Origin of the sequence: Salinibacter sp. 10B (genome assembly GCF_002954405.1) — a bacterium.
Taxonomy (GTDB): domain Bacteria; phylum Bacteroidota; class Rhodothermia; order Rhodothermales; family Salinibacteraceae; genus Salinibacter.
On the sequence record NZ_MQWC01000005.1, the window covers coordinates 82,843 to 106,725 of the forward strand.

Annotated in this window: 17 protein-coding genes, 1 pseudogene and 2 CRISPR repeat arrays; all 18 genes and pseudogenes read left to right on the forward strand. The window is 57.3% G+C overall.

The features are described 5' to 3' along the window. Positions 1-179: 179 nt before the first annotated feature. The 18 genes and pseudogenes from BSZ35_RS17980 (at position 180) to BSZ35_RS18065 (ending at position 23,663) form a co-directional block, all read left to right on the forward strand. On the forward strand, positions 180-1,229 hold the full coding sequence (locus BSZ35_RS17980) for a WYL domain-containing protein (protein WP_105013986.1): 1,050 nt from the start codon (positions 180-182) through the stop codon (positions 1,227-1,229). 111 nt (positions 1,230-1,340) lie between these two features. Continuing rightward, positions 1,341-1,721: a WYL domain-containing protein gene (locus tag BSZ35_RS17985; RefSeq protein ID WP_105013987.1), complete on the forward strand. Its 381-nt coding sequence runs from the start codon at positions 1,341-1,343 to the stop codon at positions 1,719-1,721. Positions 1,722-1,800: 79 nt separating this feature from the next. After that, positions 1,801-2,481 carry a CRISPR-associated endoribonuclease Cas6 gene (gene cas6, locus BSZ35_RS17990; protein WP_105013988.1) on the forward strand — a complete coding sequence of 227 codons (681 nt, stop codon included), beginning with the start codon at positions 1,801-1,803 and terminating at the stop codon, positions 2,479-2,481. 42 nt (positions 2,482-2,523) lie between these two features. Next, positions 2,524-3,315 (forward strand): hypothetical protein, encoded by a 792-nt coding sequence (locus BSZ35_RS17995; protein ID WP_146110165.1) that lies wholly within the window; start codon positions 2,524-2,526, stop codon positions 3,313-3,315. 17 nt (positions 3,316-3,332) lie between these two features. Beyond that, complete coding sequence (locus tag BSZ35_RS18000) at positions 3,333-4,886, forward strand: hypothetical protein (protein ID WP_146110166.1); 1,554 nt, start codon at positions 3,333-3,335, stop codon at positions 4,884-4,886. Positions 4,887-4,951: 65 nt separating this feature from the next. After that, positions 4,952-5,881 carry a type I-PGING CRISPR-associated protein Cas7/Csp1 gene (gene cas7p / locus BSZ35_RS18005; protein ID WP_105013991.1) on the forward strand — a complete coding sequence of 310 codons (930 nt, stop codon included), beginning with the start codon at positions 4,952-4,954 and terminating at the stop codon, positions 5,879-5,881. Between the two features lie 3 nt (positions 5,882-5,884). Next, a complete protein-coding gene (locus BSZ35_RS18010; protein WP_105013992.1) occupies positions 5,885-8,155 on the forward strand; it encodes a CRISPR-associated helicase/endonuclease Cas3 in 2,271 nt (756 codons plus the stop codon). A gap of 232 nt (positions 8,156-8,387) precedes the next feature. Next, positions 8,388-9,677: direct repeats of the CRISPR family, unit length 30 nt; unit sequence CTTCGAATCGGACCTATGAGGTATTGAAAG. Between the two features lie 135 nt (positions 9,678-9,812). Next, positions 9,813-10,382 carry a CRISPR-associated protein Cas4 gene (gene cas4 / locus BSZ35_RS18015; protein WP_105013993.1) on the forward strand — a complete coding sequence of 190 codons (570 nt, stop codon included), beginning with the start codon at positions 9,813-9,815 and terminating at the stop codon, positions 10,380-10,382. Between the two features lie 75 nt (positions 10,383-10,457). After that, positions 10,458-11,726 carry a type I-B CRISPR-associated endonuclease Cas1b gene (gene cas1b, locus BSZ35_RS18020; protein WP_105013994.1) on the forward strand — a complete coding sequence of 423 codons (1,269 nt, stop codon included), beginning with the start codon at positions 10,458-10,460 and terminating at the stop codon, positions 11,724-11,726. A 64-nt stretch (positions 11,727-11,790) separates the two neighbouring features. Beyond that, the gene (gene cas2, locus BSZ35_RS18025; protein ID WP_105013995.1) at positions 11,791-12,054 is read left to right on the forward strand and encodes a CRISPR-associated endonuclease Cas2; all 264 of its coding nucleotides are present in this window, start codon (positions 11,791-11,793) and stop codon (positions 12,052-12,054) included. A 255-nt stretch (positions 12,055-12,309) separates the two neighbouring features. Next, positions 12,310-13,997: direct repeats of the CRISPR family, unit length 30 nt; unit sequence CTTCGAATCGGACCTATGAGGTATTGAAAG. Between the two features lie 62 nt (positions 13,998-14,059). Continuing rightward, on the forward strand, positions 14,060-14,644 hold the full coding sequence (locus tag BSZ35_RS19355) for a hypothetical protein (RefSeq protein ID WP_146110167.1): 585 nt from the start codon (positions 14,060-14,062) through the stop codon (positions 14,642-14,644). 61 nt (positions 14,645-14,705) lie between these two features. After that, positions 14,706-15,077 carry a UPF0175 family protein gene (locus tag BSZ35_RS18030; RefSeq protein WP_219846696.1) on the forward strand — a complete coding sequence of 124 codons (372 nt, stop codon included), beginning with the start codon at positions 14,706-14,708 and terminating at the stop codon, positions 15,075-15,077. Then, positions 15,074-15,583: a DUF3368 domain-containing protein gene (locus BSZ35_RS18035; RefSeq protein WP_105013997.1), complete on the forward strand. Its 510-nt coding sequence runs from the start codon at positions 15,074-15,076 to the stop codon at positions 15,581-15,583. Before BSZ35_RS18030 ends, BSZ35_RS18035 begins: the two co-directional genes overlap by 4 nt. A gap of 258 nt (positions 15,584-15,841) precedes the next feature. Then, positions 15,842-16,033 (forward strand): hypothetical protein, encoded by a 192-nt coding sequence (locus BSZ35_RS18040; protein ID WP_146110168.1) that lies wholly within the window; start codon positions 15,842-15,844, stop codon positions 16,031-16,033. 15 nt (positions 16,034-16,048) lie between these two features. Next, the gene (locus tag BSZ35_RS18045) at positions 16,049-16,288 is read left to right on the forward strand and encodes a hypothetical protein (protein ID WP_146110169.1); all 240 of its coding nucleotides are present in this window, start codon (positions 16,049-16,051) and stop codon (positions 16,286-16,288) included. Between the two features lie 97 nt (positions 16,289-16,385). Next, positions 16,386-16,907, forward strand: a pseudogene (locus BSZ35_RS18050) (aldo/keto reductase); the annotation flags it as partial. A 2,069-nt stretch (positions 16,908-18,976) separates the two neighbouring features. After that, a complete protein-coding gene (locus tag BSZ35_RS18060; RefSeq protein ID WP_181149448.1) occupies positions 18,977-23,161 on the forward strand; it encodes an FG-GAP-like repeat-containing protein in 4,185 nt (1,394 codons plus the stop codon). 43 nt (positions 23,162-23,204) lie between these two features. Then, complete coding sequence (locus BSZ35_RS18065) at positions 23,205-23,663, forward strand: hypothetical protein (RefSeq protein WP_105014003.1); 459 nt, start codon at positions 23,205-23,207, stop codon at positions 23,661-23,663. Positions 23,664-23,883: the final 220 nt, after the last annotated feature.

Consider the following 23,883-nt stretch of genomic DNA (forward strand, 5'->3'; position numbering starts at 1 on the left):
TCTCTCTTGAAGTTCCATTGTAGCACTCTCATCTTGCACCTGCACCTCGCCAGTAGCGGACGCTCGGTGTCCGCTCTTTAGGGATCCTCTGCTATCTTGATGGAACCGAGGCGACTGGATGACGCATCGGTCATCGAGGCAATGCTTCCCCGCATCTCTTCTGCATCTTCAAAGAGGTTATGAACACGGACCTGCGTTCTACGTCCATCGGCAGACAAAGCCAACCTACCCATCTCAAACTCCTCGCCCTTCTCAGAGACGGAGAGTCTTTAACGCAGGCCGAGATGACCGAGCGACTGCCGATCAACTCAAAGCGGCAGGCCCGCCGCCTGATTGAGAAGCTTGAAGGAGCCGATGTGCCCCTCGAGTCAAGCCAGAGGGGACAGGAAAAGGAGTACCGCCTTCCCCCTGAAGAGTGGGAGACGCGCCTTCGTTTGGACTTGACCGAGCAAGAGGCTTTGGCATTGCTTTTGGCGGCCTGGGCAGCAGGATCAGGACTTGGCCCCGCACCCCTGAAAGAGGCCCTTAGCAAAGCGACCCGTGGCTTGATTGAAGGGCTCCCTGCGTCGGTAACGACCTTCGAGCCCAGCTCCCTCATGGACCACATTCACTTTGGGGAGGCCGCTTCGGTGGAAGTCGACCCGGAGGTGTTTACCGATCTGGTCGACGCACTTTCTAACCGGCGGGCGATCGAGATCGACTACTACTCCGCGAGTAGCGATCGGCGCTACGAAGGACGAAAGATCGACCCGTTAGGTTTGGCCGTGCGCGGAGACGCCTGGCTCTGTGTGGCCGAGGACCACCGGAGCGGCGAGCGCCGGGACTTCAACCTTACGCGCATCGAGGCGGTCCGGCCCCGGCGTCCCGACAGCAACGGAGGGGACTACCGGATTCCAGAAGACTTTGACCTGGAGCTCTATTTTATCGACCGGTTCGAATCCCTTGATGCGGAAGAGGTTTACGAGGTGCGTCTTCTGGTTGAGCCCGAGGCGGTGCCCTACTTCCGGTCGAAGTCCTACCACCGGACGCAGCAGATCCACGAGGAGGCCGCCGGTGGCGAGGGGGCGGTCATCTCCTACGAGGTGGCGGGTCTCGAAGAAATCGCCTCGTTCGTACGGTCCTGGGGGCCCCGAGTGAAAGTGCTCCAGCCGTCGGAGCTTGCGGACCGCATTGCTCGGGAGGCACGCCGAATGGCCGCCCAATACGAGGAAGACCCGCCCGCGCCCTGACCAATTTGAGCGCCCAAAAGAGACCGGACGCCGGATGTCCGGCCTGGAGGCAAGCCTCCATATGTTGGCTGATGAATCGACGGTTGACTTCGAATCCATCGGGCTCCCGTTATGCCAGAGGGTATCTCACAGGCCAACCCGGAGGCATCTTCGATCAAAGGGTCGATCAAGAGCGACCGTGCGCCGAGGGAGACCTGGGCGGTGCACGTGCGGTTTGCGCCCTCAGAAGGACGCAGGCTCCGCCGTCCGGAGCCGACGAGCTGTCCGGGCGAGGGTCCCCTCTGGACCGAGCGGCCCATCCTCATGGAGCGGGCCGACGGGACCTACGAGCTGATCGGCACCTCCGGAAATTTGGACGGGCTGGCCCGGTGGGTTCTCAGCTTTGGGACGAGCGCCGAGGTCCGAGGCCCTGACCGGCTCCAGCGCCGGGTGGCTGCTCAGGCCCGGCGCATAGGACGGAAGTACCCTGAAGACCGCGACTGTAAGAACTGAAACCGACACCTCACGAGAACGAAGCTATTCGAGAGAGACGTTTTTAAATCGCACCCTTTGGGACAAACTGACGACACCTATGCGACTCAATCTGACACTTTCTCCCAACACCGATCCGGTTCCGTTCAATCACCTGCACAAGCTCACGGGCACGCTACACAAGTGGCTCGGGTCGGAGAACGACCTGCACGACGGGCCCAGCCTGTACAGCGTCGGCTGGCTGAAGGGCGGGCATGGGGAGGATGGAGCCCTGCAGTTTCCCGATGGCGTGCGCTGGCGTCTTAGCTTCTGGGAGGATGGGGCTGCGAAAACCGCATTGGAGGGCATTCTGCAGGATCCATCGGTCTTTGCCGGAATGCGAGTCGTGGAGGCCCAGCAGCAGACGACGCCTGCGTTTTCAGGTGGCTACCGCTTCGACGTAGACGCGCCGGTCATTGCCCGCCAGCGCCGCGAGGATGGGAGCCGCGAGTACCTGATCCACGACGACGAGCGGGCCGACGATGCCCTCACCCGCACCCTGCGCGCCAAGATGAAGGCGGCCGGGCTCGACCTCGATCCGTCAGAGGCGCAGGTACGGTTCGATCGGGGGTACAAGGGAGCCGACACAAAACTCGCGACCATCGAAAAGGGGGGGCATGAGATTGACCACAAGGGTAGCGTGTGTCCGGTGATCGTGGAGGGGCCGCCCGAGGTCTCACGCTTTGCCTGGAACGTGGGCGTAGGGGAGCTTACCGGAAGTGGGTTTGGTGCGCTGAAGTGACGCCATCGCGATGAGCAACACACTTGAATAGATTCTACACCTATGTCCAACTCACTCAACCTTTCTTTCTTTTTAGAGCCGCCAGACCTGGATACGACAGCACTCTTGGAGATTAGGGCGCTGTCGCCGTTGTCAATGACTGCCACCCAGCCGGGCACGTACTATCGCAGTCAACCAGCCCCAACTGAGGCTATGCTGTTTGGGCTGCTCGAAAACGCCCTGGGATGGCACTTCCCAGAGAAGGTGCGCTCCACCGTTTTGAAGAAACTGCGCTCGGAGGCGAAAAGCGAACTTGGGCGTGGGCATCCACAGAAAAAAGAGCCGTGGATCACGGGCGATGACGACTCGGAATCCGGATCCGGCTTCCTGAGTCTCCTCCAGCATCATCTTGAGTTTGAGATGTCGGTGTTGCCGGACACGGTACACTTCGATGATCTCTGGGCTCGGCATGCACGTGGGAGTGGGACGGAATTTCCAGGTGGAAGTCGTCACTACGACGTGCGACTCGAACGCGTGGTGAGTCTTGAGCGGAGCGATGACATCAAGTTTGGCGACTACTCCAGTTACAAGATCCGCGACCCGGACGCTCTTCCGGATGTCGAAGAGGGGGACAAGGTGCACGTGAAGGCGCTTCGACCGCAGTATCCCCAATACTATACCAGCCCGACGCCCCGCGAGTACGTCATTCCGGAAGGACCGTACCGGTACCGCGTGCGCACGACAGAAACGCTGGCGACGCAAATCGAAGACGCGCTCGACGACCCGGCGGCCCCGCTCTATCTCGGGAATAACGACGGATGGGTGGAAGCCGAGTGGGAGGTGATGAACCAATGAATCAGACCACGACACCGATGAAACCCGACAAGACCGAGTCCCCGACTCTCGTTTTCGATCATCCTTATCCGCGCTACGGACTGGCCGCCGCACTCGTGCAAGTGGGCGTGGGGCGGGAGTGGAAAACACTGCTCGATCAGCCCGAAGCTCTTCTGGACGCAGCCCAGGTTGCGATTCGCGATGGTTTGCAACGCTTCCGTGTGCATACCAGCTGCGATTTGGACACGGACCGGGAGCTACAGTATCGCTGGCTCTCGAACGAGGAGCTAGAAACTGGGGGTCAGAAAGCGGAGGACGGATATTACATTGCCCCGCATGTCGTGATCGACGATCGTAACTCGCGCTACCTGATCCGGGAGGCCCGATCTACGCTCGACGAACTTCAGAACGAGGAAGAGATCGATCCGCAGGCGTCGGTGAAGATGAAGCGCTCTTTTGCCCCGTTTACGTCGAAGCTAAATCAGGGGACGAAGACCCTCTCAGAACCGAAGTCTACAAAACTGGAGGCCGTATTCTCGCTGGTGGCGGCCCTCACATCCTTGAAGCCTGCCGCGCAGGTGGATTTCACCAACCAGGTGATGATTCCGGATCTGGATCTGGAGGGGATGATCCGGTTCGTTCGGCTTTTTCGAAGCATGAAGGACAAGGAGACGGGCGAATTTTTGACCCTCAACCGATCGGAGGACAGCAATCGGAAACGTCCCCCGCTCTTCGAGGGCAACTACCCCGATGCCCCTGGCAGCAGCGCCTTCGGTCCGGTTGGGCTTATGGGGGCAATGGGGCAGTGGGCGAAGCGGGCCGGCCGGCTGGATGAAGCGCGTGACGTGCTAGACCAGATGGCCGGAAATCCGGTCTACCTCGTCAGCTACGATGGCGGGCTGATGCGACAGGAGTTCGTCGGACACCACGCGGCTCGGCTCGCCGAAGAGCAAGACCTTCCGGCCGTCATCGCCAGTTTGTATCGGATCCGGTTTTACAACGAAGACGACAATCGCCCGGACAGCACCAACCGGCAGAGCTTCTTCCGAATGGCGGGACGGTTTCTGCAGCTCTACACCCAGCCGGCCTTCTGCGATTTCCTTGCCTTTCGAGTCCAGTACGACCGTGTTTTCTCACCAATTCTAACCGACTACTTTATGAATAAGCAAGCCATCGACGCCGACATCGTGCAGTCCGCACGAGCGTACGGCGCGTACCTCAACGATGTCGCCTACCATATCGCCCGCCAGGAGGTGGAGGAAAACGACGAGCAGGACGGCGGCGGCACGGGCCGAAATCTGTACGAGGCTAAGACGCGGGCGCTGGCGCAGCTTGAAAGCACCGCCATGAGCGCTCGCCGTCCGTCAGCTCTCTTCGCACAACTCAACGTCGACGCCGGGCGCCAGTCAAACCGCGACGTGCCCGCGGCGGCGGAGCGCTTCCTGGAGGCCACGAATGCGGGAGAAATCGACTTCGACACCGCGAAGGACCTCGTGCTGGCGTACATGCGACTCCGATCTGAAAATGGGTCTGAAAACGCGCAATCCGAGGACGACGATTCGGACGATCCCTACATGGAGGACGGTGAGTAGTCGGCAGCAGCACCGCACCTTTTCCTCTCTTTTTACTTCACTTGACGACACAACTTCTACCATTTATGGAAAACGTAAAAGGCATTTCCGTCACGCTTCTCTCACCGATGTCCAATCACACGGCCAACGGAGGAGAAAAACTCCTCGGCAACGCGTCGTCCATTAAGCGACGGCCCGACGGTCGGGTGTACATCTCCGGTCAAATGCAGCGACACGCGCTGTTCAGTGCGATCGAACGCCTCAATTTAGAGCACGACAACCGGGGCGACACCTACGTATCCAATGGCGACGGAACGACCAATCAGATCCAAAAGGATCTCCGTGCCGACATGGGCGGGTTCATGCACCCGTCGCAGGGCAGCTACTCGGGCCGCCGGACCGCGCCGGTGAGCGCGACGTTCGCCGTGGCCAAAGAGGAGAGCGACGTGGGACGCGACCTGCTCATCCGCATCAAGCAGAACACCAACGAAGAGTCCGAGCAGAAGCAGGCGCTTGCCACCAATGAGTTCAGTCAGGACGACGACATGCAGATGAGTTTCCATCTGGACGTGTCGGCCCTGTCGGTGAGCAAGGCGTTCACCTACGAAGAGGAGCGCCACGTCGAGACGAACTACGTAAAGCACGTTGACGAGGCTGAGCGGACACGCCGCGCAGAACTGTTTCTGGAGGCCACTCGGTTTCTGAACGACTACGCCAACCAGGCCCGGAATGCGACCACTGGGGAGCCGCAGGAAGCGCTCATCGTGCTGGATTCCCGGCTGTCCCGAAAGGCATCACGCTTCTTCGACATGAGCGAGGCGGAGCGGGAAAACCTCTTCGCGGAGCTCGATGCGCGAGATGCCAAGTACTTCTACGGCGACGATACCACCACCGACGGCAAGAGTGTGTTCGAGGCATACGATGCTGCGCTGGACGCCATCGACAGCCTTTACGATCCGACGGAGGGAGCCGAGCCGGTGCCCTTCAACGAGTTCGCTCAAAAGGCGGAGGCCTAACCGATGAACCCGATTCTTGCCAAAACCAACGGCATCACGCTGGAGGAGCACACGCGACATGTCGTTGAGCAGGCCCGGGCGTGGCTCGATGCGTTTCCGTTTCTGGAATCGAAATATCAAGAGCGAACGGGAGCGGCGCTTCGCCCTCAGCTTCTGAAAGCGGCCGAGGTGCACGATCAGGGCAAGCGCCACTCCACATGGCAGACGGCCTGTCGCAAAGATGCGAAGGAAGGCGGCTCGCGGCACCTGATGACGGCAGACCTACGTCACGAGTTCGCGTCGCTCGATTATGCGGACACGAGGGGAATTGACCTGACACTGCCGGAGCGTGCCGCAATTGCCGCTCACCACGGAAAGCTGAGCTACGACCGGCGGGCACGGAAGCGGTGGAAGAACGACGGCGAAGGACAGTTCGAATATCTGTGGGATGAGTTTTGCGAAGAGGATGGTCGGTGGACAATAGATCCACCGCCCAATCTCGCAGAGAAAGCCTTGAACGAGCGGTTTCGTATCGCCGGGGTTCGGTCGCTTCTCCGCCTTGCCGACACGCGGGCGAGCATTCAGGAGAAAGAGTCCCAGAACTGGGTGCCTGATCCCGAAGAGCTCCAGTTCGCGTACGAGTTTCCGTATGACTCTCCGCGCGGAGTCCAGGAGGTCGTTACAGAGGCGACTGAGGACGATGGTCGGGACGACACCGCCATGATTCTGCGGGCCCCGACGGGGAGCGGAAAAACCGACGCGTCACTCCTCTGGGCGCAGCATCAAATCAATGCCGGAAAGGCCGACCGGTGCGTCATTGCCATGCCCACGCGGTTTACGTCCAACTCATTGTCGGTGGACGTGGACGAAAACGTGAGCAAGACGGGGCTCTACCACTCCAGCGCGTGGCACGCCCGGTACGGGGAAGGAGTGGGGGAGGAAGACGAGGATGCCCGTCACCGTGCCGGGGAGATGCACCGGATGGCGCGGCTGTTGGCGACGCCCGTCACGGTGTGTACGATCGACCATCTCTGTGCGGCGCTCACCGGCACGCGAGAGGATCACTTTGCCATCTTCTACCACCTGTGCAACAGCTGCGTGGTGATCGACGAGGCGGACTTCTACGATCCTTTCGTGCAGGCGAATCTTGAGGTACTGCTCCACGTGCTGCGCCACTTCGACGTGCCGGTACTGGTCATGAGTGCGACCGTGCCCGACGCCGCCAAAGACTTCTACAACATCGGCACACTGGAGGAAGACACGTCGGATTTAGACCGCACGCGCTGTTACATCAAAGACGCGGGTGAGGCGGACGAGCCTGATGAAATCGTAGACGTGCTTCGACCGATTGCCCGCCAGGACCCCCCCACGGCCATTTTGTACGCCAACACCGTGAAGAGGGCGCTGGCGTACTACGACTGGTTTCGAGACAATACCGACGTTGAGCCCATTCTGTACCACTCTCGTTTTACGGAGCCGGGCAAGAAAGGTGTGGAGCAGAACCTGCTCGACGCGTTGGGACAGGAGGCCTGGGATGAAGGGACTGCAGAAGGGGTGGCAGTGCTCACCCAGATCGGCGAAATGAGCTTGAACATTAGCGCGCCGGTGATGGTGAGCGAACTCTGCCCGTACGACCGCTTGGCCCAGCGTGCCGGACGGCTGGGGCGATTTGAGGGCATGGACGTGGGCACGCTCCACGTCGTGACGCCGACGAAGGAGGGCAACCTGTATCCGGCCCCGTACGGTGAGTTTGATCAGGACGAGTACGAGTGGCATCCAGGACGAGCCCTCGTTCAGACGCGGGAAGCCCTTCAGTTCGAGCCGCACTCGGCGCGAGACTTTATCGATGCGGTGGACGAACTCTATCCCAATGCAGAGTCCTTTTCACCCTCAGACGACCGCATCAAGACCAACCGCAAGCGACTCGTGCAACACTTGAAGGATGATTGGCTCATCGTAAGTGCCCGTCACTCCGACGAAGAAACCGAGTCCACGGATGATTGGCTCAGCCGGGATATTCCATCGCAAGCAACCGTTCTTACGGCCTGTCCCGATCGGTTCGACACATACTCCGAGTATCGGGCCTTCGAACAGGAGTACGGAGTGTCGGTCCCTATGTATCATGTGCAGCGGGACGACCGGGAGCAGCGTCCGGATCTGCCACCGGTTCAGAAAGTGGCCGTCGAAGTGGCTGACGAAACAGAAGAGGCCTGGTATTCTCCGGCGTACTCCCCAACAGAAGGCCTTATACTCGATCAAAAACGAGGGCGCTCGATGAACGACCGATGTTTGTAGGGTGGCATAATCTCGTCGCCCTCCCTGCTCAAGAATAACTAAGCACCGATTCATTCGCCTATTATCACTGATGATTATGGGTAAACCATTGAACAACAAAACGATAGAGGTGGTCGTCACCCTCCCCGGGGTTGACACAGAACCGCGGGGTGACGACTTTAGAAACGCCCAAATGGCTATCACAGCGGCCCTCAGCGTCGCTCAAGAGGCATTTATGAGGGCGAGAGGTTAGCTTCGAATCGGACCTATGAGGTATTGAAAGTTCTCGCGCCTCTTCTGCGGCACACTGCGGATGCTCCTTCGAATCGGACCTATGAGGTATTGAAAGAATCGCGACGTTGATCATCCGCCTCAGCGTCCGCATCTTCGAATCGGACCTATGAGGTATTGAAAGAAGCAGCTTTCCTTCATCAAGCGGCTGAATCGGGCGCCTTCGAATCGGACCTATGAGGTATTGAAAGATCCGAAGCCTGCCCCCGATCCGGATTCCTCGACCGGCTTCGAATCGGACCTATGAGGTATTGAAAGGAGGAGATCATCGTTGAAGCTGATGAACGATCCACGCCTTCGAATCGGACCTATGAGGTATTGAAAGGCCGAGACCTGGGACGCGATCGAGAAAGAAATCGAAACTTCGAATCGGACCTATGAGGTATTGAAAGTGAGGCCGCGCGTGATCGGATGCGTGAGATGGGTGTTCTTCGAATCGGACCTATGAGGTATTGAAAGAGCTGACCCCCCACAGGTGAAGCAGTCCACTTATGCTTCGAATCGGACCTATGAGGTATTGAAAGTCATCATAGGTAATGCCTGCACGAGTGTCCAGCGCGGCTTCGAATCGGACCTATGAGGTATTGAAAGGATCTTCCATCGGCAGTGGCAGCGCGTGAGGCACTTCTTCGAATCGGACCTATGAGGTATTGAAAGTCGTACGAACGCTTGTCTTGGTCTCCAGCCTGATCCACTTCGAATCGGACCTATGAGGTATTGAAAGATAATCTGATCCGAAAATGTCAGCAGCAAGGTGAAGCTTCGAATCGGACCTATGAGGTATTGAAAGCATCTTTGACCCCCGCCGCCGCTGCTACTCTGTGAGGCTTCGAATCGGACCTATGAGGTATTGAAAGGCGGGCTGTGGATTATCGCCTGGGCCATCGGGCTGACTTCGAATCGGACCTATGAGGTATTGAAAGCGCAACCCCGCGATAAAATCCTCCCGCGCCTCCTGCTTCGAATCGGACCTATGAGGTATTGAAAGCCTCTCTTCGGCACAAAGAGGACGGCACCGACGTGACTTCGAATCGGACCTATGAGGTATTGAAAGTTGGTCGAGGCCACCAGGCCCACCATCGAAGACATCCTTCGAATCGGACCTATGAGGTATTGAAAGTACAGCGTCGGTTCGTGAGGAGTGTCCGCGCCGCACCTTCGAATCGGACCTATGAGGTATTGAAAGTATTCTGATCGGGGATATCGACGAGATCCGGGTCAACTTCGAATCGCACCTATGAGGTATCGAAAGCCAGACGATCCTGGACGCGAAATGTCCGGGGTCGGAAGGGAGCGTTTGTAGACTATGGGTGTGTCGGCCGGGACGCGAAACGAAGCGGCCCACTCGGCACACCCGTTGTCTGTTGGATCGATCCTCTGTCGGCGCATGTCCGCTCCCAATTCTGCTCCGCCTCGTTCCTCGTTTCGCGTGGGAGGAATGCTCGTCGGCTACTACGTGCTCTGCCCGCGCAAGGCCTGGCTCTCGATGCGGGGCCTGTGGATGGAGCAGGAGTCGACCACCGTCGCGCTTGGGCGGCAGATCGATGAGAACAGCTACGAGCGAGAGCAAAAGGAGATCATGCTCACGGCTGAAGCGCCGAACGGCACGCCCCTCATTGGCAAAGTCGACTGGGCTCGGCTCGACGCCGGCGTCCTCCACGAAACCAAAAAGAGCCCCTCTGCTGAGGAGGCCCACAAGTGGCAACTCCGGTTTTACCTGTGGCTTCTCGCCCTAAACGAGGTGACAGGACCGCAGGGCGAGCCGTTTGCCGGCGAGCTCAACTACCCGAAGCAGCGCCGCACCGAAGACGTCCGTCTTACAAACGCCCACACCGAGCGCTTGCAGGAGATTGTCCAGTCGCTTCAAGCGCTCTCGCGCCAGAAGTCTCCGCCCCCGCGGCGAGAGGAGCGCTCGTTCTGCCAAAAGTGTGCATTCGAGGAGCTTTGTTACGGGTGAGCACCGGGACCGGGTCAGATGCTGCGTCCCAACCTTTCTTTCGTGATTTCAGTTCAAGACCATTCTCCCTTTCCTATGAAGCGCCCGTACTACCTCTTTTCCAACGGTCGGCTTTGCCGCAATCAAAACACACTCTGTCTTGAACGAGCGACCGACGCCCGCTCTCCCGGGGCCGAGGTGGCGGGGGACCGGCTTCCTTTGAGTGAGATTCCACACCGAATCAATCCGGAATCGCCGACAGGGGGCGACGGGGCTCCGCAAGGCCAATCGGACCCGGCCGAAGAACCAGTCGCCACTGGAGCGGGACGGCAGAGAGACGAGGACGCCGCTTCCCAGGAAGAGTCTGGGGCAGTCAGCAACTCATTGACCTCCGACGACGGCCAACCCAGTGGAGAATTAACCGGCGAGTCGATTCCATTTCCGATCGAGAGCGCCGAGTCAATCTACTGCTTCGGGGAAATTGACGTCAACTCGAAGCTGGTGAGCTTCCTCTCGAAGCACCACGTTCCACTTTTCTTTTTCGACTACTACGGCAACTACACCGCCAGCCTCTACCCGAAGGAGCACCTCTTAAGCGGACGCCTTACCGTCGAGCAGGTACGCCACCACACCAACCAGGAGAGGCGCCTGCGCCTGGCGCGCTCGTTTGTGGAGGCGGCCCTGGCCAACATTCGCCGCGTGCTTCGCTACTACGCTTCGCGCCTGGAGGAGGGCACCGAAGGGATCGAGGAGGCAATCAGAAAGATCGAGTCGATCAAAAAACGGGCTCAGGAGGCCGAGGGCCCGGCCACGCTTATGGGACTGGAGGGCCAGGCCCGGCGGCGGTACTACCGGACTTGGCCAACGCTCCTGGGCGGGGCCGGCGAAAACTTCTCCTTCGAACGGCGCAGCCGACAGCCGCCCTCCAACCCGCTCAATGCCCTGATCAGCTTCGGAAACAGCCTTTGCTACAGCGTGGCACTTCGCCAGCTCTATCACACGGCTCTCGACCCGACGGTCTCCTATCTTCACGAACCGGGGGACCGGCGGTTTTCCCTTGCCCTCGACCTGGCAGAGGTTTTCAAGCCGCTTCTGGTCGACCGGGCAATCTTCCGCCTCGTCAAGACACGTCAGATCCAACCCGACGATTTTGAGGAGCGTCTCGGGGGAGTGTACCTCACCGAAAGCGGGCGCAAGACCTTCGTAGAACACTGGGACGAGCGCCTGCGCCAGACGATTGAGCACCGGCGCCTCGAACGTAAAATTAGCTACGAGCGCCTCGTGCGTCTCGACGCCTATCGCCTCACGCGTCACCTTTGTGCTCCGGAGGACGACCCGTACGAAGGGTTCGAGATGTGGTGGTAATCTTCTGAGTCTGGGCGTCCGGACGGGCTGTCGCTTTCTCTTTACATCGACACGGGAGCAACCTATGTACTTCGTAGCGGCCTACGACGTCGACGAACGGCGGGTCGGAAAGATGCTTAAGATCTTTCGGCGCTACCTGACCTGGGTGCAGAATTCGGTCTTTGAGGGGGAGCTGACCGAAGCGCAATTTGCCGAGCTCAAAGCGGAAGCAGAGGCGTTGATGGACCCGGCCACCGATTCGGTAATCTTCTGGAACCTGCAGGCCCAGAAGTATTGCGATCGCGAGACGTTGGGCCAAGAGCGGGGAACGACGGGCCGGATGCTATAACCCAGCGCCTATGACCAGGCGTTCCCGAACGGCGTTCTCGTCACCCTCCCGATCGACCTACTGGGAGAAGGCTTCTGATTCTTAGTCGAGAAATTCTGTTCTATATAAGATACTGAATAGCAATGATTTACGAAGTCTCGTCACCCTCCCGGAGAGAATGCATTACCGACGGGGGACGACAATTGGGGCGGCTTAGACGTCCCGATGCCCGCCTGCATTTGCGCTCACGGCCGTTTTTTGGCAATTTGAGGCAGCCTTCGAATCGGACCTATGAGGTATTGAAAGAGCGGCCTTACGGCCTATCGTTTCGCAAAGAGCGCGGCTTCGAATCGGACCTATGAGGTATTGAAAGCCGAGCGATCCGATCACCGATCCCGTGCAGATCACCTTCGAATCGGACCTATGAGGTATTGAAAGAAGGCGTGAGTATTGCCGACGACGGCGAACTGCTCACTTCGAATCGGACCTATGAGGTATTGAAAGTCGAACCCAAGTCGGATATTGGGTTGAATTTCGCAGACTTCGAATCGGACCTATGAGGTATTGAAAGGGGCCACGGAGGGCGATCTCGAAAAGGTGGAGGAGTCCTTCGAATCGGACCTATGAGGTATTGAAAGAACAGGAGGGAGGTCGGGGTCATCAAAGCGAACCTTCTTCGAATCGGACCTATGAGGTATTGAAAGACCATTCACTACGCGGAGTACGTCCACGAGGGCACGACTTCGAATCGGACCTATGAGGTATTGAAAGAGGACCTCTCCGGCTCGACCGAGACGGTCACGACGACTTCGAATCGGACCTATGAGGTATTGAAAGTGGGTGGCGATGGCAGGGTGACTTCAGGCATGGCCTCCTTCGAATCGGACCTATGAGGTATTGAAAGAAGTCGCAGGTAAGGAGGTTGAGGGCGAGGGCCAGGCTTCGAATCGGACCTATGAGGTATTGAAAGAGAATACTGACCCCTACTGGAACGGTGTCTGGGACTGCTTCGAATCGGACCTATGAGGTATTGAAAGTTGTGCCATACGATCCAGATGATTAACGAAGAGACTGCTTCGAATCGGACCTATGAGGTATTGAAAGGGCGCCGTCCTTGGCCCCTTCCAGGTCCGCGGCGAGGCTTCGAATCGGACCTATGAGGTATTGAAAGTGAAGTGATGCGGGAAACCCACCGCGTGCTCGATGCTTCGAATCGGACCTATGAGGTATTGAAAGTTCTTCAGGATCTGCACGTCCGTGATGATGTCGGACTTCGAATCGGACCTATGAGGTATTGAAAGGTGGCGAAAAGCGGCTGTTCTTCCATCCAGACGGTGTCTTCGAATCGGACCTATGAGGTATTGAAAGGGCCCGCCACCCACTGCCCAAAATCCGCCCTGAACGCTTCGAATCGGACCTATGAGGTATTGAAAGTCGCCTGCCCGTCAGCGTATTTCATGGCAGTAATTCTTCGAATCGGACCTATGAGGTATTGAAAGTGGCGTCCGAATATCGGCGCACCGGCCGGGAGTTTGCCTTCGAATCGGACCTATGAGGTATTGAAAGCACGTCCCCGTCGCGGTAGGCGTCGAAAAGCTCAAACTTCGAATCGGACCTATGAGGTATTGAAAGCGAGTTGCGGGAGGTGGCCTATGGCTAAACTCATTTCCTTCGAATCGGACCTATGAGGTATTGAAAGAATGCCGTCGGCCATCGACTCAGGAGGGCGTTCACCTTCGAATCGGACCTATGAGGTATTGAAAGAGACAGCTTCTCGACTGGATGGACCGGGTCAGGCTGGCTTCGAATCGGACCTATGAGGTATTGAAAGCTACCCGCATTTCTCCGTGAGTGGCATCGAGGGGCGACTTCGAATCGGACCTATGAGGTATTGAAAGTGGCCCCCGGCGCGGAGATCAGCATCTCACGAGCGACTTCGAATCGGACCTATGAGGTATTGAAAGGCATCCTCAGCAACGAGGTCCGCGTAGAACGACGGAGAGCGCTCAAAAGCGAACTCGACAAGGTGCAGGGCCGCCTCGAAAGCGACGACCTCCGCGGCCTACACGGCCGCCTTGAAGAGGCGCGGCAGGACCTGGAAGAGGCGCAGGCCGAGGTAGACCGGCTCCAGCAGCAGGCCGAGGCCGCAAAGCTTCTCTACGAGACGCTCACAGAAAAGCGAAGGGAGGCCCGCCGCCAGTATCTCGCGCCTCTCCGAGAGGAAGTTGAAGAACTGCTCAGCCGATTCTTCGGGGCCGACCGCGCCACCGTGCAGTTTGGGGAGACCTTCGGCGTCGAGCGGTTTAGCCGTTCGGGGGAGGGGAGCTTTGAATTTGACCAGCTCAGCGCCGGGGCGAAGCAGCAACTGAGCGTCCTCACGCGCCTGGCCATGGCCCGCCTCATCTGCCAGGAGCGTCCCCATCCGGTGTTTTTGGACGACGCGCTCTCAGACACCGATCCCGATCGATTTGAGGCGATTGCCAACATCCTCCGGAGCGTCGCCCGCGAGATGCAAATCATCATGACCACCTGCCACCACGAACGGCACCGGCGCCTGGGGGTGACGACGAAGCGGATGGAGTCCTTGAAGCAGCAGGCCGTAGGAGAATAACAGCATTACGTTTACTTCTCACAGGGAAATCCTTCCTCGACTTCGCGCAGCACACTCGTGAATGGAGAATCGTTCCGGCCGGGTGGACGTAACACGCCTTGGATCTCGTCTTATTCTACTGCCCCTAAAAGAGGTCGCTATGAGCAAACTAACAGTGGACATCCCCGACGACGTGGCCTCTTCCCTCCGGCTCCCCCCTGATACGGCTGAGAAAGAAGTGCGCAAAGAATTGGCCCTCACACTTTATGCTCGACGCCTTCTTCCTCTCGGCAAGGCCCGGAAATTGTCTGGACTCTCTCGTCGGGACTTCGAGGCACTACTCGGAGAGCGTCAAGTGCCCCGTGACTATACCGAAGAAGAGTTGGAAGAAGACCTGCGTTACGCCTTCGGTAACGACTCCGAATCCTCGTCAACTCGAAAGCTCGACGAATGACTGTCGTCAGTGATACGTCCGTTCTGATCCACCTCGCTCGGATCGACCGCTTCAATCTCCTTCATCACCTTTTTTCTGAACTCACGGTTCCCGAGACAGTCTGGCATGAGACTGTCTCGGAAGGGAAGGGGCAGCCCGGGGCACCAGAACTACAGTCAGCCCGTGCGTCTGGCTGGATCGAGGTGGCTTCCGTTAATACGGAGACCGGTACCTGGCGACTTCTGCATCAGGCGCTCGACGAAGGGGAAGCCGATGCTCTCGCGTTGGCGAACCAACGAGGAGCTGACCTTGTGCTTCTCGATGAGTCTGCCGCCCGAAACCGAGCGGAGGACCTTGGACTTCGAAAGACCGGGACCATTGGCGTGCTTCTCCGTGCGAAGCGGGAAGGTCTGATCGATCGGATCCAACCCGCACTCGACGCATTACGAGCGACATCTTTTTGGATCGATGAGTCGCTCTATCGGCATGCGCTGAATGCTGTGGGGGAACTTCCGGAGGAGACATAATCTCTCAGGACAATTCCCGTAAAGAACCTTCCCAAGCAACCGACTGTCCACAATCATACCGATCTCGGATCGGTGGAGACGAAATTCTTCGCCTGGCGAGCAAGTACGAAACCTAAGTTGTTAGGTACAGTCGGTTCTCGTCAGTGACTCTGAAATTTGGCTGCCAGATGATCCGTCGTGGGAACAGGAGGTTTTAGCGAAGGAGATCGAAAAAACACGCTTCTTGAAAGTATCGAGTCCGCCCTGTCGTTTTTGGACGTGGCTTCTGTTTCACACGCCGGCGCTGTTCGAGCCGGTAGGCTATACGAGGACTTCGAAGACGGCATCATTGGCGAGGCGGCCTCCGAAAGCGGCACAGATGTTATCTGCACACGGAACGCAGATGACTTCGGGCCGGCCCGTCCCGAGGTGCTCACTCCAAGCGAACTCGCCCATCTCCTCCGACCGTAAATGGCCTCTGTATTCATGCATGATTTTAGACGATCCCTTCTGGCCCGTCCAGTTACAGAACGGCGTGAGGTCTTGGCGAAGCAGGCCAAGGAGATGAGCGAGCACTACAACGCAACTCGCGAGGAGCGCACAAGCTGGCAGAGCGGCAGGATCTACGATTATGATTCCGAAGAAACTCCCCCCTCCTCCGAAAACTCCGAGGAGCCGAAGGGCAAGGGGGGAGGCCAATCGGACGATCTCAAAGAGGTAGATTAACGTTCAGGGCCACCTCCTTCGAGACTGTCTCCGGCCCGGCTCCACGTACCGTACCCTCTTCCTTTAATCCCATTCATCCGCACGCCGACGCTCGTCCATGGAATATACAACCCTCGGCTCGACGGGACTGGAGGTAAGTCGCATCTGCCTCGGCTGCATGAGTTTTGGGGCCACCGGCTGGAAGGACTGGCTCCTGGATGAAGAAAAAAGCCGGCGGCTCATCGAAGGAGCCATCGAGCGGGGCATCAACTTCTTCGATACCGCGAACATGTACTCCCACGGGGACAGCGAGCGGATCCTGGGGGAGGTCCTTTCCGACCACAACCGAGAGGAGATGGTCGTGGCCACGAAGGTGTATTTCCCGCCGTCGGAGGAGCCGCATCGGCACGCCACGGGACTCTCCCGGAAGACGATCGAGCAGGAGCTACAGAACTCCCTCGATCGGCTTGGCCTCGACACCATCGACCTCTACCAGATCCACCGCTGGGACTATGACACCCCAATCGAAGAGACGCTCCGCGCCTTAGACGACGCCGTCCGGCGGGGGCAGGTTCGCTACATCGGGGCCTCCTCGATGTGGGCCCACCAGTTTGCAGAGGCGCTGAGCCGAAGCGACCATCTTTTCTCTTTCGTCGTTCGACGAACCGAGGGCAGGTGGGCGTGCGTCTCTGCCCATAATACCGACGTGGTCCCGGGATCGGAAACGAATGTCGTTGGTCCTGATGGGAAGATGCAATCGGTGAGCTACCGCTCTGCCTCCAAAGAATGACCCGTTTTCGCTACGTTTCCTGTGTACAAGGTCAACGGACTTTCCGGAATCCGAAATCGCATGAGTGACTCGCACGCGTCTTCGTACCGGGCGGCACGTAGTACCCTATGCTTGCCGTCGACTTGTCAAGGACCTTCGTTGAATTCATCCTGGGAAGCTACAAGTACCAGCGAAAGCGAGATGAGAACAGCAAAGCGCGAGGATGAGATGTCAGACCCCTCACACGAGTACCGCTCACTCGTAGAGTGGTCCCGTGCAAATTTGAAAGGGATTCTGCCATAGGATAAAGCCAGTTATGCAATGGCAAATCGACGCCCCGAACAGATCCGACCGAACGTGTCCAGACGTGGTGAGCGTCTACCCGGAGAGGGTTTGATGTATGCGATATTGAGCCGCCCCACGTAGCCGCCGACATCGAAGAGGAGGACAGGCGTGAGCGACCGTCAAGCGACGAAAGAAAATGCCGTTTTTCTTGTGTCCAACGAGCGGGTGTTGAGGGTCGGTAGGGCGATTAATTAGGCCCCAGGTTTTACAAATAGGCTTCGAGGCGTTATGATACTACTACTAATAGAGAATGAAAGTAGCGTCTCACGTCTCATGGGGAGACGAGTGATATCCCGTTCACCACCGATCTCCTCTCCTAATGTACCGTCTCTTTTTACTTCTTCTCTTCTCGATAGCACTTACCTCAATTCCAACTTTGGCCCAACCGGCCGCCGACTCTGTAGAGGCGCAAGTCACCTTTGGACTACACGGTGCAGACGGTCAGGGCCGTGACGGGCCGATGTCGAAGTTGAGCCGTGACCTGGTTGAATTATATTACCAATACCGGGCGTTTCGAAGTACGGGCCGCACTGAGCCATTCGTTTCAGAAGATCAAACTCTTCCGGTCCGAGACTCACTCGTCACCATTGATGCGATTGCCGCACAATCCCCGGAAGTTCTACTTGACAGCTTGAGGGCGATAGGTTTGCAGGAGGCAGCTCGCTCCGAGCGCCTCGTTTCCGGAAAGCTACCAATCTTGAATCTGAACAGAGCCTCTCGCCTCTCGCTCTTGCAGAGCATGAGGGCAGCTAGGTCAAGGTCAGGAGCCCGCAGTGGAAACGGCGTTTCGGTTCGGGAAAATGAGGAGAAGTCACCAGGAGAAGCAGAGTCGGGACCGAAAAAGGAGCGCAAACCGCAAACCTCGACTGGTTCGACTGACAGCTTGAAAAACCATGGCATAAGCCCAGAAAGCCAGCAGCAGTCGGCAGATACGGGCGGATGGATTTCTCTTCCGAAGTACTGGCTTGTGGGGGGGGCTGTATTGCTACTCATCGGTTTTGCCTTAGTGTTTTTTGGAAGCAGCTCTGCCGTGGACTAACTCCTGCCGACCGGGATTTATCAGTTTCACCAAAAGAGCCTCGAACATTATTTCGGACATGCAAACAAGTGCCTTTCTGAGAGCCACTATATCTCTTCTCACGTGCATGCTTGTAATTTCTCAAGCATCCGTCTTCGGGCAAGAGCCTTTAGTCGAGCAACAGGTTCTAAAAGACTTGAAAGGAGAGGACCTAGAGGATCGAGACGGTCCATTTGCGAATCTAGGGTACGACCTTACCCGTTTGTACCGGTCGTATCAGCAGTTTGAACAGAGGAAAACCGAAGCCGCGTCCTTCAAGCCCAGGTCGTCTTACATCCCCGTTCGGGGAGAGATGGTTACGGTTGACTTTCTGGCCCGACGAGGAGAGGCAGAAATGCTTGAAGAGGCGCTCCGCTCACTGAACGGTCAAAGCCTTGCACGAGAGGGTCGCCTCGTTTCTGTGCGTCTTCCCATAGGTGCACTTTCAGAAGCTGCTCGTCTGGAGTCCTTACACTCGGCTAGGCCCGCCTGGGCGGTCTCTTCCTCTGGAGAGGTTACAACTCAGGGCGATTCCGCAATGAAAGCAGACGACGCCCGATCCGAGAGTGGGTTCGAAGGAGGAGACGTGAAGGTCGGCGTTCTTTCTGACAGCTACAACCAAAGTGGTGCCTCCAGGACAGCCCAGGACGATATCGACAGTGGTGATCTCCCACCTTCGGGCCGGATCGACATCCTGGACGACACTGAGCCTGGGGACGATGAAGGCCGGGCGATGATGCAAATCATCCATGACATAGCTCCTGGAGCCGACCTTGCTTTCCACACCGCTTCTGGAGGACAAGCAAACTTCGCTCAAGGCATCCGTGACCTGGAAAATGCTGGCAGTTCGGTGATCACCGACGACATCTATTATTTTGCAGAACCGATGTTTCAGGATGGGGTAATTGCCGAGGCGGTCGAGGACGTGAGTAAGGACGGCGTGGCTTACTTCTCAGCGGCGGGCAACAGGGCTCGACAATCTCATACCCAAAGCTTTTCCTCTTCGGGCTCTTCTGGGCCAAACGGGGGGACCCTTCATGACTTCGGAGGTGGAGATACTCGCCAACAGGTTTCGATTCCAACAGGAGAGGAGATCTGGTTTTCATTTCAGTGGGTAGACCCGTATGCCTCGGTCTCCAGCTCAGGGGTGGGTGCAGATACTGATCTCAACATCTATCTTGTAGACCAAGCGGACAGCATAGTAGCCCGAAGCGAAATCGACAATATCGGCGGCGACCCTATCGAGGTGATCACATTTGAAAACGACGGGTCTATTGACGCCGACGGAGACGGCTCAGCCGATACACAGTTCGACCTCCAGATTGAACTGTCTGAGGGTCCAGCGCCAGACCGTATGACTTACATTTACGGGGGAGGGGACCTCTCAATCGACGAGTATCAAAATCCTGGCCCTTCTACCTTTGGCCACTACAACGCGGAAGGCAGCCACAGCGTGGCGGCTGCCGCTTATTTCAACACGCCTGAATTTGGTACGGATCCGCCCCAGGTGAATTCCTTCTCTTCGGAGGGTGGGGTTCCGATCTACTTCGACGACGACGGGAATCGCCTTAGCTCGCAGGAGGTCCGGCAGGTACCGGACGTTACGGGCCCGGACGGAGGGAATAATACTTTCTTTGGGTCCGACAGCGACGCGGATTCAGACAACTACCCGAATTTCTTCGGCACCTCGGCCGCAGCCCCACATGTGGCAGGCGCCGCGGCCCTAATGCTTTCGAAGAATCCCGGTCTTCAACCCAGCGAGATATACTCGAAGTTGGAGGATACGGCCATCGACATGGACGACCCGGCGACCTCTGGCTTCGACGATGGGTACGACCGCCGGACAGGCTACGGTCTTATTCAGGCCGACCAGGCGCTGAGCCAAGTCACCGAAGAGACTCCGCCAACAGCCCCAACCGGATTGACGGCAAGTGCAGGTGATCAGGAGGTGAGTCTCTCTTGGGACGCAAACAGCGAAAATGATCTCGCCGGATATAACCTCTACCGTTCAACTTCTTCGTTTACCGATCCAACAAGCGCCACACAGGTCAACGGATCGCTGCTGACAAGCACCAGCTACACGGACTCAGGCCTGTCCAACGGCACGACATACTACTACCGCCTCACGGCCGTCGATGAGGCTGGAGCAGAAAGCACGCCATCCGGAGAGGCGAGTGCAACACCCAGCGCCACGACCCGGCCTGCGGTGTCGTTCGTCCGGTCGGAGTTAGATTTGGACGAGGGACCCGACGCGGTATGGGGAGACTACGATGGCGACGGGGACCTCGATCTCTTCGTGTGCTGCAGTACCCTCTACCGGAACGATGGCCGATGGAACTTCACGAAAGTCAATGCAGGAATTCGAGACTTTCCAGCAATTATTGACGATCAGGTTATGGGCTCGGCCGATTGGGGAGACTTCAATGGAGACGGTCGCCTGGACCTGGTCATCGCCGGTTACGAAACGGGAACCAGCGGCACCGCGGAGATTTATCGGAATGATGGAGACACTGACGGGGATGGAACCGTCGAGTTCTCTAAGGTGAACGCAGGTCTCAATGACCTCAGTAGGGGCGGGGATATACCGAAACTATCTCCCGAAGCTGGAGGCCTCAAACGCACCACCTCACAGTGGGGGGACTACAACAATGATGGTAGGCTCGACCTGATCGTCACGGGTGGCCCGACAAGTGTGTATCGAAACGATGGGGACGGTAATTTTACGGATATAGACGCTGGGGTAGCAAATGTAAGCTGGGGAAGTTCTCAGTGGGGTGACTATGATGGTGACGGCGATCTAGATCTGGTAGTTTCCGGCCGCAATGAAGGTGTGCACATATATAAGAATGAGGGAGGTGGGCAATTTGTTGACATCAATGCCGATGTGAAAGATTACACTTTCGGTTTTACAAAGTGGGCAGATTACGACAATGACGGTGACCTCGATCTAGCAGCTGGAGGATCCGAAGGGATGGGTATTTACGAGAACGAAGGTAGCGATACGTTTCAGAGAGAAAAACCCGGTTTCGGCGGATACTTCATAAGTGATGAACCAAGGTATAACGGGTCTTTATCTTGGGGAGACTATGATAATGATGGAGACTTGGACATTGTAGTCACTGGTGAGGTTAGGGCTTTAAGTGGAACTTTTACCGAAGGCGAAAGCTCAGATATATCAGCGATATACGAAAATAAGGGTAATGGGGAATTTTCTTATGTGGCTTCAGTTTACGAATATGGGTACGGCTATTCTTCGGTAGAATGGGGAGACTATGATGGGGACGGAGATCAAGATTTACTCATGGCTGGGGGACGCACGATTGTGGTCCAGAACGGCTTTCCGGAGGAGGTTCGCGCGCGAGCCAGCCGAACATTCAACGGCGCCGCGACCTCCAACGACTACCGGCTCGTCGGCCTACCAGGAGCAGCAGATCAACCTATCGATAGAGCCGTCGACGGCGATTTTGGAAGTGCTTGGAAGGCTTACTGGGACGATGGGTCCTCTGACGATTATCTCATCGAATTCGACGACTCGGATACCTTCGATTTTCGAAAGGGCCGGGGATTTTGGCTGACGGCTACTCAGCCCTGGACGACCAGCGAGTCATACGAGGCCTTGCGACCGAACGGCGATCGAACGGTTTCAATTCCGCTTCATGACGGATGGAATATTATCTCTAATCCTCTGGGTGCGTCTCAATCTTGGGTCGGCATTGAAGATGCCACAGGGACCGAACTGCAGCCGATCTTTTACTTCTACGGTAGCTACGGGAGGGCCGATACCATGTGGTCGGCAAGTACGGGTCAGGCCTACTACTTCTACAATGATCAGAATCTCGATTCCCTTCAAATTCCTTACCCCGAGGTGCCAATTAACGCCAACAAATCCAAGTTCGGACGTCGGTTAGGGGTGGGGGGCATGCAGAAGAAGGGATCCCCTTCGGCAGAGATTCCCTCTTCTGCAGAAACGCGCTCCGACCGAGAAGACGCGCTGCTCTCTCTCTCGGCCCGCTCGGTTCGGACGGAACGTACCTCTTCTACAGTTCGGATCGGTTTCTGCGACTCTCCCAAGCATGGAGATGGCCCTAAAGACGTGATTGCTCCTCCTGGCCAGTTCGAGGACACGAGCCTACGGATCCGTGCATCCGGCCAACCAGACTCCTCCCGTACCCGACACTTGATGACGGACTGGCGTTCGGGGCGGGAAGAGGAGGAAAAGAGCGGCGAGACGTTCGACCTTGTGCTTTCCACTAGTACCGACTCGCCAGTCCGATTGGAGGCAGTAAACGAAAAGGCAGTCGGTAACCGCAACGTCACGCTCCTACATCCGGCCTCTGGAGCGTCTTACAACCTACAAGCCGACGACAAAATCCGTATCGATCCTCAGCAGAAGCAAACTCGTCTTCGCCTCGCGGTAGGGAGCGCTCGATACGTCAATCAGAAGGAAGAGGAGATCCTACCCAGCGAGATCTCGCTCGACGTTTACCCGAACCCGATTAAGGAAACCGGGACTGTTGAGTACACCCTTCCTGAGCCGAAAAACGTTCGGCTCGTCGTGTACGATGTCCTCGGGCGTCAAGTAGCGGTACTGGAAAAAGGTCAGCAAGAAACAGGTCGCCATCGTGTGAGAGTAGGTAACGCCAACCTTTCGAGTGGGGTATACTTCGGGCGCCTTACCGCCGGTGGACAAACTCGTACTCAGAAGATTACGGTCGTTCGTTGACTGCGCTCACCTTACCGTATCTCCTCCAGAAACGGAGTTTGATATGCGTTCGCACAACCGACTACGTCAAGCTTTTAACCGTCTCCGGATTCTTGCGGCTGGCATCCTTGTCCTGTGTGTATGCGCCACCGGTGTAGGGTGTGGAGGTGCAGGATCCAACGATGATCCGGGCCCATCTGAGGAGGAAGCGCCTCCGCCTACGCCTACGGATCTAGAGGGAAATTCGGAAAACTCCCTTGTCGAACTGACTTGGAATGGGGTCAACGACGATGATCTCGGTGGATACAACGTGTATCGGGACACAGACCCTATCGATGGAGTATCGGGTCTCAGCCCAGAGAACGGTTCTCCAATCTCGAGCACATCGTATTCAGATGAGGAGGTCCAGAATGGAACGCCCTACTACTACGTCGTGACGGCCGAGGACGAGGACTCCAATGAGAGCGACCCGTCGAATGAGGTTGAAAAAACACCGTTCGATGATCCTCCAAACCGGCCTTGATTGCTAGCGCGTATGGTCCTCCTCATGGAATGACACAGTTGACAAGTAGAAATTGGCCGAGGTCCATCCGAAAAGTGAGGTTCGACCGGAAAGTTGGGCCGATGGGTCGGCTACGAGAAAAAGATTAGATCGAAGCCTGATTAATTTCCTCTTAAACCAACGAGCCCGCCCAACGCAATCGCATCTACACCCTCTTCAGGTCGTACTCGAAACGCCTTGG

What these genes read in the sequence shown, in the direction of transcription:
- cas7p (WP_105013991.1), top strand. Translation starts at nt 4,952, where the DNA reads ATGGAAAACGTAAAAGGCATTTCCGTCACGCTTCTCTCACCGATGTCC.
- BSZ35_RS18000 (WP_146110166.1), top strand. Translation starts at nt 3,333, where the DNA reads ATGAAACCCGACAAGACCGAGTCCCCGACTCTCGTTTTCGATCATCCT.
- BSZ35_RS17985 (WP_105013987.1), top strand. Translation starts at nt 1,341, where the DNA reads ATGCCAGAGGGTATCTCACAGGCCAACCCGGAGGCATCTTCGATCAAA.
- BSZ35_RS18060 (WP_181149448.1), top strand. Translation starts at nt 18,977, where the DNA reads ATGAAAGCAGACGACGCCCGATCCGAGAGTGGGTTCGAAGGAGGAGAC.
- BSZ35_RS17995 (WP_146110165.1), top strand. Translation starts at nt 2,524, where the DNA reads ATGTCCAACTCACTCAACCTTTCTTTCTTTTTAGAGCCGCCAGACCTG.
- BSZ35_RS18010 (WP_105013992.1), top strand. Translation starts at nt 5,885, where the DNA reads ATGAACCCGATTCTTGCCAAAACCAACGGCATCACGCTGGAGGAGCAC.
- BSZ35_RS18045 (WP_146110169.1), top strand. Translation starts at nt 16,049, where the DNA reads ATGCATGATTTTAGACGATCCCTTCTGGCCCGTCCAGTTACAGAACGG.
- BSZ35_RS18065 (WP_105014003.1), top strand. Translation starts at nt 23,205, where the DNA reads ATGCGTTCGCACAACCGACTACGTCAAGCTTTTAACCGTCTCCGGATT.
- cas2 (WP_105013995.1), top strand. Translation starts at nt 11,791, where the DNA reads ATGTACTTCGTAGCGGCCTACGACGTCGACGAACGGCGGGTCGGAAAG.
- cas4 (WP_105013993.1), top strand. Translation starts at nt 9,813, where the DNA reads ATGTCCGCTCCCAATTCTGCTCCGCCTCGTTCCTCGTTTCGCGTGGGA.
- BSZ35_RS18030 (WP_219846696.1), top strand. Translation starts at nt 14,706, where the DNA reads ATGGAGAATCGTTCCGGCCGGGTGGACGTAACACGCCTTGGATCTCGT.
- BSZ35_RS17980 (WP_105013986.1), top strand. Translation starts at nt 180, where the DNA reads ATGAACACGGACCTGCGTTCTACGTCCATCGGCAGACAAAGCCAACCT.
- BSZ35_RS18035 (WP_105013997.1), top strand. Translation starts at nt 15,074, where the DNA reads ATGACTGTCGTCAGTGATACGTCCGTTCTGATCCACCTCGCTCGGATC.
- cas1b (WP_105013994.1), top strand. Translation starts at nt 10,458, where the DNA reads ATGAAGCGCCCGTACTACCTCTTTTCCAACGGTCGGCTTTGCCGCAAT.
- cas6 (WP_105013988.1), top strand. Translation starts at nt 1,801, where the DNA reads ATGCGACTCAATCTGACACTTTCTCCCAACACCGATCCGGTTCCGTTC.